Genomic DNA, 15,029 nt, shown 5'->3' with positions numbered 1-15,029 from the left:
TTGTTTTAGCTCCAAAAGTATAGTGTTTTACCTTAACAAAAGTATAGTGCTTTTATTGCGCCTTTTTAGGTCTTCCACGATGTCCCATATTTCGTTTTTGTGGGCTCGAGGATGATCCTTTATCCTCACTTTTACGAGGCCGTCCTCTGCCTCTTTTATTCATACCGTATTTTTCCGGCTCATACAAGGGCACTTCACCGAATTCCGGGCTGACCGGTATCTTATAAACCTCTTTTTCCAAGAAATCCTCTATGCGCTTGAATTGTGCTTGTTCGTCGATCGATACGAAAGTAATCGCCAATCCTTCGCCGTTCGTACCCCGTGCCGTACGTCCGATTCGGTGTACGTAATCCTCCGGATCATGCGGGATATCGAAGTTCACGACCAACTTGATGTCATTGATATCAATTCCACGTGCTACGACATCCGTAGCCACAAGGATATCGATATGTCCGCTCTTGAATTCTTTCATGACCTCCTCCCTTTGGGATTGCTCTAGATCCGAGTGCATGGCGGCTACATTGAACTTTAATCTTTTTAAGGTAGACGCTAATTCTTTCACCTTCATTTTAGAAGAGGAGAAGATAATTACTCGTTGAGGGCGGCTTTGAGTGAAGAGATCTTGTAGAATCTTGAGCTTTTGTGGATCGTAGCAGATATATGCGGTTTGCATGATAGATTCGGGTGGGCGTGAGATAGCGATCTTGACTTCTTCCGGATCTTTTAGGATGGTTTTAGCCAACGTCCGGATCTTAGGCGGCATGGTAGCCGAGAACATGATCGTCTGGCAGTAGGGGGGCAGCTGTTTATGAACCTGCATGATGTCATCATAAAAACCCATATCCAGCATGCGGTCCGCCTCGTCTAAGACGAAGAACGACACTTTAGACAAATCTACAGTACCTAACTTAATATGGGACAATAAACGTCCCGGGGTAGCGATCACGATATCCGCACCCATCTCTAAACCTCTCTTTTGTTGTTCCCAAGCGATTCCGTCGGTACCTCCATACACGGCTACTGCGGATATGGAAGGTATAAAATAAGTGAATCCTTGAATTTGTTGGTCTATTTGTTGAGCCAATTCCCGGGTCGGTGCCATAATGACCGCATTCACCGCGTCTGTCGGATGACAACCTTTGCTTAGTTCATTAATAACTGGCAAAACATACGCCGCCGTTTTACCGGTTCCGGTCTGTGCGCAAGCGATGATGTCTTTACCTTCTAAAATGACAGGAATCGTTAACTCTTGGACTGGAGTCGTTTCGTCAAAATTCATGTCATAAAGCCCGTCTAATACGGCATCTTCCAAATCTAATTCATCAAATCTCATCTTTTTACATTCAAATTCCCGGTAAAGATAAAGATTATTTAGAAATATTATGCAATAGGTAGGTTTCTCTTTGGTGATAAATAGAAAAATAAATACCTTTATCCCCGAGTTATACCCCAAAAACGAAAGAATTAATATGAATAGTCTAGAAAGCGGAAGTAACGTTCAGTCTGGATTAGAGATGATCATGGAGAAGAGTCCCGATACGATTGTATTAGTAGATCGAAATCTTACTCTTGTCAAGGTTATTTCTGCAAAAGACGATTATTATCATTATTTAGCGAATAACTGTATCGGAAAGCAACCTCAAGCGTTGTTCCCGGACGGGAAGAACTACGATCAATATGAGATCTATAGAGCTGCGGTTAAACGTGTTTTCGAGGAGCAAGTGAAAGTGGATTTCTCTTTTGAGGTCTCTTTTGAAGGAAAGAACTATTATTATCTATCGCAAGCAAGCCTTTTTAATGAGGAGCTTGTAATCGTTTATACACGCGATGTATCTTCTCTGAAAACAGAAAAAAATCTACAAGAACTGATCAATACGATATTAGATCGGTTACCGTTGGGGGTTTTCGTGAAAGATGGGGATAACCATTTTAATTACCTGTATTGGAATCATTTTATGGAGGAAATAACGGGTATTGAAACCCGGGAGATCGAGGGACATGATGATTTCGAGGTGAATTATAATGCCTTGATGACCGCCGAGGAGCGTCTGGAAACCGATATGAACGTGATCAAGACAGGACTGACCGCTAGATTCAAGGGCAAGGTAAAATCGGCCTCCGGCGATTACCGGGATATAGAGGTCGCTAAATATCCTATTTCCCTAAATAATGGCAAGCCGCTTGTCTTGGCTTTATGGAGAGATATAACTTCCGAGTTGGCTACGGAGAATACTTTGAGAAGAACCCGGATCTTGACGAAAATGGCATTGCGGATAAGTGATATACGTACATGCTCGATTTTCATCGATCCGGACAGTACCCATAATTTCAAGGATTCCGTTGTGACCTTGAACGATTGGAATACCATGTCGGAAGATATGATAGAGGTGTCATGGGGGCAGTTTATCAGCCGGGCGCATCCGGATGATCAAGAACATTATCATAATATGTTTACCCGTCTTTGCCGAGGGGAAATCTCTGAGGCAAGGATCGAGGCACGTATGCTATTTCCCGGCAAGAAGGAATATGTTTGGAGAGAGGTATTTGCTACCGTGTATGAACGGGACGAGAAAGGAAGACCTTCGGTTATCCTTGGATGTTCAACGAATATTCAGGAACGGAAGAATCAAGAATTAAGCCTTGAGGAGGCGAAGGTGAAGGCCGAGGCCGCTGATAAGATGAAATCGAAATATCTGGCGGATATGAGCCATGAGATCCGGACTCCTTTGAATGCGATTACCGGCTTCTCTGAATTGATGGCTTTTGCTGATACGGATGAGGAACGTATGTCGTACTACGATGTGATCAAGATGAATAACCAATTGTTGATGCAATTGATCAATGACATCTTGGATATCTCGAAGATCGAGGCGGATGCGATAAAGATCACATATGAGCAATTAGATGTCAGTGAATTGATGGATACGATTTATGCTTCCGCCAAGTTACGGGTTCCGGGAGGAGTCAAGTTAGTTTTGGAGAAAGGGGCTGACCACCATATGTTCGGTACGGATAGCATGCGTCTGTTGCAGTTGATTAATAATTTGGTGAACAACGCTATCAAGAACACGAAAGAAGGTAGCATCACGATGGGATATACCATTCAACCGGATAATCAATTACGTTTTTACGTAAGGGATACGGGAATCGGTATCGATAAGGACAAATTGAAAGATGTCTTCGGTCGTTTCGTGAAAATAAACGACTATATGGAAGGTATCGGATTAGGACTGGCTATCTGCAAAGGATTAGTTGTTAAGATGGGAGGTTCGATACATGTTACTTCTGAATTAGGGGTAGGTTCAGAGTTCTCCTTTATTTTGCCGTCTCACGAATAGCGCTATTTGTAATAGCGCTTATAAATTTGGTCGTATAATCCACTGTTCTTGATTTGCTGGAGCCAACTATTTAGGCTATCCAGTAGGACAGGGGAGTCTTTACGGACCGCCCACGATTGCAATTGGGTAAAACTGACATCCGTTAGGATATCGACTTCCGGCAGGTTTTTCTGGGTCATGCGGGCGATTTGTTGGTCGCATACGGCATAATCGATATCGCCTTTGGCTACCATGATCATAAGCTGCTCGGTAGAATATAACTCATCTTCCACCACGTAGATCGTATCGCCTATCTCGTGTCCCAGATTTTGCAGACGCAATAAGGCCGGGGAATCTTTCGGTATGTATAAAGTCTTTTGGGCTAAATCCAATTGGTTACGGATAGGGGCTTGTCCGTTGTTCGCCTCTGCCGTACGTTGTACCAAGACTTGCTTGTTGAGAACGATCGGTTCGGTGAACAGGTAGTTTTCCCGCATCTCGGAGGTGATGGGTATGTTTCTTGCGATTACGTCGCATTTGTTGTCCGATAATTCCTCGAAACTTTTCGCTAAACTCATTTCCAAATGCGTCTGAACCTCCAATCCGGATAATTTAGCGATCGCTTGGCTAAGCTCGTATTGAAAACCTTGCACCGTATCGCCGGATACGAAATATCCGGATTGATTGTACTCGGTTATCATCCGAAGAATTCCTTCTTCCTTGATTTCCGGATAATCACGAGGTCCGATCTCTTGGGGACGTTGGTTAAGTCTCCAAAGCTGTACCATTGTCACTACAGCGACAATCAGTAGAAAAGCGTATAGGATAAGCAACTTCTTAGATCTCATGGCAATCGATTAATTATTGAAAGTCACGGAGATACCCATTTTCAAGACCATCGGGTCCAACGGATAATGCGCAAGAGAGAAGTAATTCGGGTCAACGAACTTAGAGCCTAGATTGTATGCCATGATGAAGAAGCGAGCTTGCTTCAAATGGAAATTCGCATAAGCGTTGATCAACGGATAATTACCGACCTTCACTTTCTTGTCTTCTTCCTGTACTTGGAACTGCTGGGTAGCCGGCTCGTAATAAGGAGCGTAATAAGCGGTGTTGTAGTATATGTTCGCGCCAATCTGTACGGTTAATACTTTCGCCAACTTAAACGCTAGATATATATTCGAGTATGCGCTGATATCCGGCAACGGAAGTTGAGACTTCTCGCTAGAAAGCTGATAGGCCACCTCATTCTCCCATCCGAACGCACGATACATGATATCTTGCTTGATACGGGCTGAGACAACTTGGATGTTCTTATTGCTTTGCTCCGGCAAACCTTTACCGTTGAAAAATACATAATTCTGGATACTTTCCACTCCTCCGGATAACTGGGTACGGGTGGATTCCAAGTTGATTTTCGCTCCGGCGTAAATCCTTTGCACATTTTTCAATGATAGATCCCACCAATAGTAACGCCCATGATGGTGACGTTGGTAAAACGCCGGGGTGATATTCTTGATATATCCTTCCGCCTTGATAGTAGCGTCTTTCTTGAAAAGCTTGAATTTTGTTTGTAGATCTCCGCTCACTCGAACCTCTCCGGCGTCACTTCCCGCAAGTCCTAATTCTCCACGGACATTGTAGGTAAGAAGGCTACCACGGCGTTTGGATAATTCGCCTCCGATGTAGGTCGTAAACTCATCATATACCTCGGAAGTAGGGAAATTTAATGTACTCGGCTCAGAGCTTCCACGACCATCCGGACCGTAATCCAGTCCGGGAACTTGGGATGCCAATCTAAACCGGCGTTTCTCGAAAGTAACGAAGGCGGTCAGCCCGAACTTAGCCCAATCTTGGAAACCTTCCCGCAAGGCCAACGCAAAAGTATTCTTTAAATTCCATGAGGAAGTCTGGTCATTCAAAGATGCGTCCATACCATAAAGATGAGTGTAGCAGGTATCGATCCCGGCATCATTAGAGATAAAGCGTCTGCGGTTATCTTCGTAATCGATGGTATGGATGATACTGGAAACCGGAATGAATACCTCTTTTATGTTCCCTTCCTCATCGGTTTCTTCCAATTCTTTGGTAAAACCGAGATTGTATCTCTGTGTCAGGAAATATTGTTTTCCACGGACACGGTTCCATGTGTCCGTGTAACGGACAGGGTATGATTTACTATCGATATTTCTTTGATTCTCGGCCAAGTCATCGGGATTCGTGATATACTGGTCATTTGTAAGTCCACCGTTCTCGTAGTTTACGAAATTGAAATTACTTAAATAAGCGTTTAACTCGTAACGGTCGGTGATATAACTTCCGAAAAAACGATAACTTAATAATTTATTACCGTTGGAGTTATAATATCCGCGGCTATAGATATAATCCATCTCGCCACCGACATTGATCTTCTTGCCAAAGTTCATGGTCAGTACCCCTTTCAGTCGGTCCATCTTATTCTGGCTAGCTCCTCCTGTCGTATAAGTCACTTGGGTATAGGGTACTTTGGTATCATAGAAATAAGCGTTTGTCGGGGTCGTGATATAATAATCATAGGCATCGGCGAAGATGAAATCACGTTCCTCCTTACGTTCGTTAAAAATACGGGTTTGCGCCGGCGATCCCACATTCGCCAGATAACCTACGGCCAATGAGTTCGCTTCCACCAACGTACTATTCCCGAAATTTAATCGATTGGTATCCATAGGAGCGATATAACGTTCTCCCAAAAGAGGCGTGAGCCGATAACCGATGATTCGTTTTGATTTCAGCGCCGCGCTATCTGTTTGCAGCAAGCTATCCGGTATTTCCTTGTTTGAGGATGATAAATTAGATAACGAGAATCCACCTCGTCCTCCCCGGCTCCCGGAACGTCCTTGCGCATGCGCGGAAGCCGCCGTTCCTATCAGAAAAAGTAATATGTATAGATAATACTTCATGGGTTGCAAAGATATAACAAAAAATAATGTGCCAATTATAAAATATGCCAATATGCCAATCAGAAAACTTAATTGGCATATCGGCACATCAATGAATGAGCTTCTTATATTTTCTGTATAATCTCCATTCCTTTCTTAATGGCAGCCTCGTTCATCGGCAACAAATGATGGTGACGCTCGGGCAAGGATTTCTTCAATCCTAGCATGACGTTCTCCAATTGAACCATCGGGACGATATTAAGTAACCCGCCTAAGATCAACATATTGAATGCCTTCTCGTTCTTCATCTCGGTAGCGGCGTCCATGGCATCTACCCGATATACGTTAATATCCGTACGCTTTGCGGGCGTATGGATGCCATAACCATCGTAAATCAAAATACCGCCCGGTTTCACCTTGTTCTCGAACTTATCCATGGAAGGTTGGTTCAAGATAATAGCGATATCATATTCATTCAATACGGGTGAGCTGATACGCTCGTCGCTCAAGATAACGGTTACGTTGGCCGTACCGCCACGTTGCTCAGGTCCGTATGAAGGCATCCAGCTAACCTCCTTGCCTTCCATCAAACCGGAATAGGCCAAGATCTTACCCATAGACAATACACCTTGTCCACCGAAGCCTGCTATAATTATTTCTTGTTTCATTGTCGTTTACCGTATTACTTATTCAACATTCTTTAAGTCGCCCAGCGGGTAGAAGGGGAACATGTTCGCTTCCATCCATTTATTGGCTTTTTCCGGAGTCATCTTCCAGCCGGATGAGCAAGTGGAGACGAACTCTACCACAGAAGTACCCTTACCGGCCATAGCGTTCTCGAAAGCCTTACGAAGCATCTTCTTCGCTTTCCGTACGGCTGCGGCTGTCTGTACGCTTTGGCGTGTTACCAAGCAAGTTCCTTCCAATTGGGCTAATAAATCACCGATCTTCAGCGGGTAACCGTTCAAGGCGATGTTGCGTCCGTAAGGACAGGTAGCCGTGGGCATACCTTCCAGTGTAGTCGGAGCCATCTGTCCGCCGGTCATACCATAGATCGCGTTATTTACGAATACGATCACGATATTCTCGCCACGGTTGGCTGCATGAATCGTTTCGGCCGTACCGATAGCCGCCAAGTCACCATCTCCTTGATACGTGAATACCATCTTCTCCGGATTCAAGCGTTTAACGGCGGAAGCGATGGCTGGCGCACGTCCGTGGGCTGCCTCGATCCAATCGATATCCAAGTAGTTATATGCGAATACGGCACATCCCACGGGGGAGATACCGATTGTCTTATCTTCCAGACCCATATCGGCTATAACCTCGGCGATTAGCTTATGTATCACACCGTGGCTGCAACCGGGGCAGTAGTGCATGGGATTTTCATTCATCAATCTGGGCTTTTCATACACCAGATTTTCCGGTTTAATTATATCGTTGAGTTCCATAATCTTTAATTATTAATGTATATATCTTAAGACATATTGCACCAGCCGCAATACGATCGCCGCCCCGCCACAATACAAGAATACGGCCTTATCGCTAACAGCGAAGTAACATACCACGGCAGCTATGGCCAGTAGCATAAAAACCAGCGTCAATATCTCGTCAGCTTTACTTCCTCGTGTCATACGGATCAGAATAATTTTTCCTTCAGCGCGTTCAATACCTCATCCGGGGTGAATACGATTCCACCCAATCGGCCAAAGTGCTCTACCTTCACCTTACCATTTACGGCTAGGCGAACGTCCTCTACCATCTGTCCGGCGTTCAACTCAACCGATAACATACCTTTTACCTTATCCGCATAAGCGGCGATCACTTTTGTCGGGAACGGCCATAACGTGATCGGGCGTAACAAGCCAAGCTTGATACCTTCCGCACGGGCGATCTCAACTACCTTCTGGCAAATACGGGCGGAAGAACCGAATGCGATCAATAGATAATCAGCGTCCTCACATTGGAACTCCTCGTAACGAACCTCGTTTTCCTCGATCTTGCGATATTTCGCTTGGAAACGGATATTGTTCTCTTCCATCTTCGCCGGGTCTAGCTCCAAGGAAGTGATGACGTTACCTTTGCGTCCGCCCTTCTTTCCTTGTACGGCCCAAGGACATTGAGTGATAATCTCTTCCTCGGTACGACGGGTATGATAGGGAGGCATAACCACTTTCTCCATCATCTGTCCGATGATACCGTCTGCCAAGATAATAGCGGGGTTATTGTATTTGAAAGCCAGATCAAAACCAAGGCCTACGAAATCGGCCATCTCTTGTACGGAAGAGGGTGCCAAGGTAATCAAACGGTAATCGCCATGGCCACCGCCTTTCACGGTCTGGAAATAATCAGCCTGACTCGGCTGGATCGTTCCTAATCCGGGACCGCCACGCATAACGTTCACGATCAGACAAGGAAGCTCCGCTCCTGCGATATAAGAAATACCTTCTTGTTTCAAGCTCACGCCCGGACTGGAAGAAGAGGTCATCACTTTCTTTCCGGAGCCGGCTCCGCCGTATACCATATTAATAGCGGCTACCTCGCTCTCCGCTTGTAAGACTACCATGCCGGTCTTTTCCCACGGCATCTCTGCCATAAGGGTTTCCAATATCTCCGACTGCGGAGTGATCGGATAGCCGAAGTAACCGTCCACGCCATAGCGGATAGCCGCATGGGCGATGGCCTCGTTACCCTTCATTAATTTTATATCTTCTGCCATATCTTGATATAACTTTATATTTTTACTTTGTAGATCGTTAGACAACCGTCCGGACAAACTAACCCGCAACTAGCGCAACCGATGCATGCGTCCGGGTTCTTCATGTACACATAGTGATACCCCTTGTTGTTTACTTCTCGTGGGTGCAACTCCAGTACATCCGACGGGCAGGCTACTACACAAAGGTTACATCCCTTGCAGCGCTCTGTGTTTACAACAACAGCTCCTTTTATTTTCGCCATAATACTTGTTTATTTAAAATCTAAATGTAACACATTTCTATTGAGGCATCAAAGTTAGTAAAAAATTACTCGTTGCCAAGATTATAACGTTTCATTTTGTTGAATAGCGTCTTTCTACTGATATTTAAAGCCTCGGCGGTCAGGGTACGGTTATAGTTACTTTTGATGCTTCTTTATCACTTAATTGGTATGGAGAGGATTTCGCTTATTGGAAAAGTACGATGTGCGATGATAAAATGTAGGTAAATAACAATGGGCATCGTAAGCTCTTTACAATGCCCATTCAAAGAAGGTTACAATGGGCATTCTAATCACCTTATAATGCCCATTGTAATATTGGGTTACGCCTTAGCGCTTTTTTGTGAGAGCTTTTCTAGGAAATATACGATCCCGAAACCTAAGATCATCAATCCGACGGCCTCCCAAACAAACTGATTCGGAGCGATATTCGCCTCAACCAACGGCTTGGTCATGCCATGGCTATCCACATAGGTCTCGATCGTTTCTTTCCAAGGCCATACCTTGTTAAGCGAACCCAACATGAATCCGGCCAATACGGCGATCGTTATATCATGGAATTTACGAAGGGCGAATGACAACACGCGGGAGAACGTCGTGATACCAATAGCCGCACCCGCTATAAACACCAACATAACGGGAACGTTAAACGTCTTGACCGCCTCCATGATATAGAAGTATTTTCCGAGCAACACTAAGATAAAGCTACCCGAGATACCCGGCAAGATCATGGCGCAAATAGCGATCGCCCCACAGAGGAAGATAAAGAGTAAATTACTCGGAGTCTCGGCGGGAGTCGCCACGGTGATATAAAAAGCGATCACTCCCCCGACAACAAAACTCAAGATCGTCTTCCAGTTCCATTGCTTGATATCCTTAGAGACGAACCAAGTAGAGGCCAGCACCAAACCAAAGAAAAAAGACCATACCAAGATCGGATGATACACCAAGAGATACGTAATGATCTTCGCTAGGGAGAATATACTAATACCAATACCACCCACGATAGAAAGCAAGAAATTAGCGTTGATCCCTTTCCAGAAGGCCGCTATTTTCCCCGTGAATAATTGTTTCAATGTCGTCCCGTTAATACTTTTGATAGAGTCGATCAGTTCCTCGTAGATACCTACGATAAAGGCGATCGTTCCTCCCGACACGCCGGGAACGACATCCGCCGCTCCCATACCCATACCTTTTAATACTAAAAAACCGTAGTCCTTGAGATTTCGTTTGTTAGGCATATTACATTATTAATTGTCTAATTACTGTTATCTTTATTCTTTAAAAACTCTTTTACCAGATCCTCGGGTTGGATATGTTTCTTCTCTTTATCGGAATCGATGGTAAAGTCCGCAAATACTTCTGGTCCCACTTTACGAAGCAAATAAAGAAGATCATCTCCGGATATTTGGCCGATATGCTCCATGAAATTTTCCATATCACGGTTATCCAGATAAGCCATAGCCAAATGGATATGAATCATTGGAGTCTTCGGGTTGATTTGAAGGACTTTCTTGTAATAAGAGATCGCCTTATCTACATCTCCCTTAGAAAGCAAATATTGTCCGGCATGAAGCAGGCTGTTGCATTCTTCTTGAGTTTCCGGATTGATACTTTTCTTATCGATGATCTTGAATATCTTATTCGTAATAGCGATAGCCTCCTCCTTTTTCCCGCTATCAAGCAAGCAAAGCGCTAAAAGAGAAAGGAGACGGACATTGTTCGGATACAATTGCGCCGCCTTGAATAACATGATGGAAGCCTCGTTGTCACGCTCAGTCTCGGTACAACAACGGATATAATTGATATAATTGGTCGGCCCATCCTCCATATCCGGATCGTTTATGATCGTGGAAAGCAGTTGGTAAGCCTTCTCATATTGCTCCAGCTTCATATAACATTCCGCCATGAGTGGAGAGATACGGCGCATCACCTCCTCATCACCCTCGATTTCTTGATATTCCTCGATCGCCTTCTCATAGCTCTCGTTCATATACAGGCAGTACGCTTTCAATATTTTCAGTTCCGTATCGGAATCATCACACGTCAAGGCGAAGTCGAAAGCCTCGATCGCTTTCTCGTAATCGCCAACCATGGAATGTAGCCTTCCCAGCGTAAACCAATACTCGTATGAGAAAGGATTCTTATCGATTAGCTCATTACATAACTCGATCGCCCGGGGAACGTCTCCTTCCGTCTCGAGGATGTAGCAAAGCTCATTCTTAAGGATCAAGTTATCCGGAAATAAAGCCAAGCCACGGTCCACGAAATCGCGGGCCTCTTTGTTCATGTCTAAATCATTCAGGATGGGGGAGATGTACTCGAAGACTTCCTCCAAATAGTCACAATCCCTAGTGATCAACTCTTCCGTGATCTCCAGAACCTTGGGATATTGGTTGAGCGAGCAATAGCATTCCATTTTTAACATATCCAGATCTTGGTTATCAGTCTCCGCTATATTCTCGAGCAGAGCGAGAGCGCTCTCATAATCCTCGTTATACGCGAATTGCCTGCCTTTCTTGATTTGCAAGGCGGAATTACCGGGATGAAGCTTTAGCCCGAGGGCTAAGACTTCATCAAAGTAAGTATAATCGTTCGAATCTTCAAAGCTGTCCAACATTTCATCGATTTGATCAGCGTCGAAATAAGGCTCCTTACCCTCTTCCTTCGCTGAAAGATAATGTTGTAACAAGCGTGAGATATCGTCTTTTTTCATTTACTATTCTTTATTTATTAATCTTGCTCCACGTGTCCTTTAGTCCTACGGTACGGTTGAATACCAAGTTGTCGGGGGTGGATTCGCTATCTATGTTGAAATAGCCGATACGCTGGAATTGAAGGTAGGAAAGCTTGGGCAAGGTAGCCACGAACTTCTCTACGTAACAGTTTTTCCGGATCTCCAAGGAGTTCGGGTTGATGATTTCCTTCATCGCCTCTAGCGGGGAGCAATTCTTCTCCTCCCGGATAGCGGCCAATTCGTCTCTAGGGTTCTCCACTTTCCAAAGGCGGTCGTATAAGCGTACTTCCGCTTTTTGGCAATGGGCGCAGCTTACCCAGTGCAAGGTACCTTTTACTTTACGGTTAGCGTCCGGCATACCGCTGCGGGTATTCGGATCGTATTCGCAATATACCTCGGTAATCTCACCGTTCTCGTCTTTCTTACAGCCCGTACATTTTACGATATAGGCGTTCTTCAGACGAACTTCCTGTCCCGGTGTCATCCGGAAATATTTCTTGGGAGCGTCTTCCATGAAATCCTCACGTTCCATCCACAACTCACGGCTGAACTCGATCGTATGGCTGCCGGCTTCCGGATCTTCCGGGTTGTTGATCGCTTCCAGCTCCTCCACCTGTCCTTCCGGATAGTTGGTGATAATCAGTTTCACCGGATTGATCACGGCGGATACACGGATGGCGCGGGCATTCAGATCCTCGCGTACGGCGCTTTCCAGCAAGGCGAACTCGTTCAGGGCGTCGTAAGTCGTATAACCGATCTTGTCGATGAACTTACGGATAGACTCCGGAGAGTAACCCCGGCGGCGGAAACCGCAGATGGTCGGCATACGGGGGTCATCCCAGCCGTTTACCAAGTTCTCTTTTACCAATGTAAGCAGGTTACGCTTGCTCATCAGCGTGTAGCTTAGGTTCAATTTGTTGAACTCAGTCTGTCGGGGGCGGTTGTCGTTCAAGTCCTCGCCTTCCTTCAGCCAGTCGATAAACAAATCATACAGAGGACGGTGTACGACAAACTCCAAGGTACACAAGGAATGCGTCACGCCCTCGAAGAAATCGCTCTGTCCGTGGGCGAAGTCGTACATCGGATACGCTTTCCACGTCGTGCCCGTACGATGGTGCGGATGGTTAACCACCCGATAGATGATCGGATCGCGGAAGTGCATGTTCGGGTTTGCCATGTCGATCTTCGCGCGAAGTACCATGGCACCTTCCGCTATCTCACCCGTGTTCATCTTCTTGAAGAGAGCTAGGCTTTCCTCGATCGGACGGTTGCGATACGGGCTCTCGATGCCCGGTTGTGTAGGCGTGCCCTTTTGCTGGGCTATTTGTTCGGATGTCTGCTCGTCAATATATGCTTTACCTTCCTCAATGAGGCGGATCGCGAAATCCCACAATTGCTGGAAGTAGTCGGACGCGTAATAAATATTTCCCCACTGATATCCCAGCCATTGGATATCCTCCTTGATCGCCTCCACGTATTCCTCATCCTCCTTCGTCGGGTTCGTGTCGTCGAAACGGAGGTTGCAGATACCGCCATGGCGTTCAGCGATGCCGAAATCTAGGCAAATGGCCTTCGCGTGGCCGATGTGAAGGTATCCGTTGGGCTCGGGCGGGAAACGGGTTTGTACACGTCCTCCGTTCTTGCCTTCCGCTAAATCTTTCTCTACGGCTGCCTCAATGAAATTCAGGTTCTTCTTGCCTTCTTCTTCGTTTGTATTGATATCGCTCATACTTAAAAATTGATAGTTTTTCTTCGAATGGGGCAAAGGTAGCGATTTCTTTTTAAAATAGGCTGATGAGCAGGGCTATATTTAGGACGGTTACCATCGTTCCCAACAGCAAGAGGATGATGGTCGTAGAGCGGCTGTTCGCGTAGACACCCATGACCTTCTTGCTGGAAGTGAGGTACACTTGCGTGAAGACCGTGATCGGCAATTGCACGCTCAACAACATCTGCGACAGGATCAATCCCTTGAACGGATCGCCGATCAGGAATATGATGGCCAAGGCGGGGACGAACGATAGCAGGACTCCCAGCTTTGAGTGGAGGTCGGTATGATTGTACGCCTCGCCATAGAATCCGGCGAAGATGGAAGCCCCGGCGATACCGGATGTGATGGTCGAGGAGATACCTGCCAGTAATAGGGCGGCGGCGAAAATCACCCCGGCGTTATTTCCTACGAGGGGTACCAATAACTGTTGCGCTTGGTCCAGCTCGTCTACGGCGATGTTTTGCTTGAAGAAGGTAGAGGCGGCCAAGATGATCATCGCCGAGTTGATCGCCCAGCCGATCACCATGGACAGGAGCGTGTCGTAGAACTCGTACTTCAGTTGTTTCTTGATGACCGACTCGTCTTCTAGGTTCCATTCCCGGCTCTGTATCACCTCCGAGTGCAGGAACAGGTTGTGAGGCATCACGACGGCTCCCAGTACGCTCATGATGATCAGCATGGAGTTCTCGGGGAAGGTGGGTTTCACCCAGCCTACCACGGCCTGCCCCCAGTCTACGTCGACCAACGCCAGCTCGTATAGGAACGAGAGCCCGATAATGGACACGAACGTGATGATCCAGCGTTCGGTCTTACTATATGTATTACTGAATAGCATGGCGAGGCATACGATGGTGACGATCACCGCTCCCGCCTTGATCGGCATACCGAACAGCATCCGGAGGGCGATGGCTCCACCGAGTATCTCGGCGAGGGAGGTGGATACGCTGGCGAGCATGGCCGATCCTAGGATCGGGCGGCTTAGCACGCGGGGCATGTATTTGTTGGTCGCCTCTGAGAGGCAGAGGCCGGTCACGATACCGAGGTGGGCCACGTTGTGCTGGATAATGATCAGCATGACGGACGAGAAGGTGACGACCCACAGGAGGGCGTAGCCGAACTCGGAGCCTGCCGCAAGATTCGTCGCCCAGTTTCCGGGATCGATAAAGCCTACGGTGACAAGTAATCCGGGGCCGATATATTTTAGCAAATCCAATGCCCCGGAGCGGGGGCGGTGGTTGATCTTCAGTTTGTCTAGTAAGTTCATGTTTGTATAGATACTTTTAAATTTAAAAAACAGTGTAAAGATA

Annotated in this window: 14 protein-coding genes; 1 reads left to right on the top strand and 13 read right to left on the bottom strand. The window is 46.2% G+C overall.

The features are described from left to right. Window positions 1-52: 52 nt before the first annotated feature. Complete coding sequence (locus ACYIA1_RS22025; protein WP_057318809.1) at window positions 53-1,333, bottom strand: DEAD/DEAH box helicase; 1,281 nt, start codon at window positions 1,331-1,333, stop codon at window positions 53-55. A 136-nt stretch (window positions 1,334-1,469) separates the two neighbouring features. Between ACYIA1_RS22025 and ACYIA1_RS22020 the strand changes: the two genes are divergently transcribed. Further along, window positions 1,470-3,338 carry a PAS domain-containing sensor histidine kinase gene (locus ACYIA1_RS22020; protein WP_195471266.1) on the top strand — a complete coding sequence of 623 codons (1,869 nt, stop codon included), beginning with the start codon at window positions 1,470-1,472 and terminating at the stop codon, window positions 3,336-3,338. A gap of 2 nt (window positions 3,339-3,340) precedes the next feature. Here the strand turns inward: ACYIA1_RS22020 and ACYIA1_RS22015 are convergent, their stop codons facing one another. From ACYIA1_RS22015 to ACYIA1_RS21960, 12 genes are all read right to left on the bottom strand, one after another. Beyond that, window positions 3,341-4,165, bottom strand: a complete 825-nt coding sequence (locus ACYIA1_RS22015; RefSeq protein ID WP_008771887.1) for a transporter substrate-binding domain-containing protein — start codon at window positions 4,163-4,165, stop codon at window positions 3,341-3,343. A 9-nt stretch (window positions 4,166-4,174) separates the two neighbouring features. Then, window positions 4,175-6,256, bottom strand: coding sequence for a putative porin (locus ACYIA1_RS22010; RefSeq protein ID WP_250788186.1), 2,082 nt, complete (start codon window positions 6,254-6,256; stop codon window positions 4,175-4,177). Window positions 6,257-6,360: 104 nt separating this feature from the next. Continuing rightward, entirely contained in the window at window positions 6,361-6,903 is a 543-nt protein-coding gene (locus tag ACYIA1_RS22005; protein WP_048927421.1) for a 2-oxoacid:acceptor oxidoreductase family protein, read from the bottom strand. Window positions 6,904-6,921: 18 nt separating this feature from the next. Beyond that, window positions 6,922-7,686: a thiamine pyrophosphate-dependent enzyme gene (locus tag ACYIA1_RS22000; RefSeq protein ID WP_005856318.1), complete on the bottom strand. Its 765-nt coding sequence runs from the start codon at window positions 7,684-7,686 to the stop codon at window positions 6,922-6,924. Between the two features lie 12 nt (window positions 7,687-7,698). Beyond that, on the bottom strand, window positions 7,699-7,869 hold the full coding sequence (locus tag ACYIA1_RS21995) for a hypothetical protein (RefSeq protein WP_005856320.1): 171 nt from the start codon (window positions 7,867-7,869) through the stop codon (window positions 7,699-7,701). A gap of 5 nt (window positions 7,870-7,874) precedes the next feature. Next, window positions 7,875-8,954 carry a 3-methyl-2-oxobutanoate dehydrogenase subunit VorB gene (locus ACYIA1_RS21990; protein WP_048927420.1) on the bottom strand — a complete coding sequence of 360 codons (1,080 nt, stop codon included), beginning with the start codon at window positions 8,952-8,954 and terminating at the stop codon, window positions 7,875-7,877. Window positions 8,955-8,968: 14 nt separating this feature from the next. Beyond that, a complete protein-coding gene (locus ACYIA1_RS21985) occupies window positions 8,969-9,196 on the bottom strand; it encodes a 4Fe-4S dicluster domain-containing protein (protein ID WP_005856324.1) in 228 nt (75 codons plus the stop codon). A 65-nt stretch (window positions 9,197-9,261) separates the two neighbouring features. Next, a complete protein-coding gene (locus ACYIA1_RS21980) occupies window positions 9,262-9,363 on the bottom strand; it encodes a helix-turn-helix domain-containing protein (RefSeq protein WP_255202288.1) in 102 nt (33 codons plus the stop codon). Window positions 9,364-9,537: 174 nt separating this feature from the next. Next, on the bottom strand, window positions 9,538-10,455 hold the full coding sequence (locus ACYIA1_RS21975; protein WP_008780454.1) for a DUF368 domain-containing protein: 918 nt from the start codon (window positions 10,453-10,455) through the stop codon (window positions 9,538-9,540). Between the two features lie 17 nt (window positions 10,456-10,472). Continuing rightward, complete coding sequence (locus ACYIA1_RS21970) at window positions 10,473-11,930, bottom strand: tetratricopeptide repeat protein (protein WP_008771897.1); 1,458 nt, start codon at window positions 11,928-11,930, stop codon at window positions 10,473-10,475. A 10-nt stretch (window positions 11,931-11,940) separates the two neighbouring features. After that, window positions 11,941-13,680, bottom strand: a complete 1,740-nt coding sequence (locus tag ACYIA1_RS21965; protein WP_008778287.1) for a glutamine--tRNA ligase/YqeY domain fusion protein — start codon at window positions 13,678-13,680, stop codon at window positions 11,941-11,943. 52 nt (window positions 13,681-13,732) lie between these two features. Continuing rightward, entirely contained in the window at window positions 13,733-14,986 is a 1,254-nt protein-coding gene (locus tag ACYIA1_RS21960) for an Nramp family divalent metal transporter (protein WP_008780456.1), read from the bottom strand. Window positions 14,987-15,029 lie beyond the last annotated feature (43 nt).

This window comes from Parabacteroides sp. KHUB-02, assembly GCF_056640955.1.
This window is presented reverse-complemented; position numbering and strand designations above follow the sequence as displayed.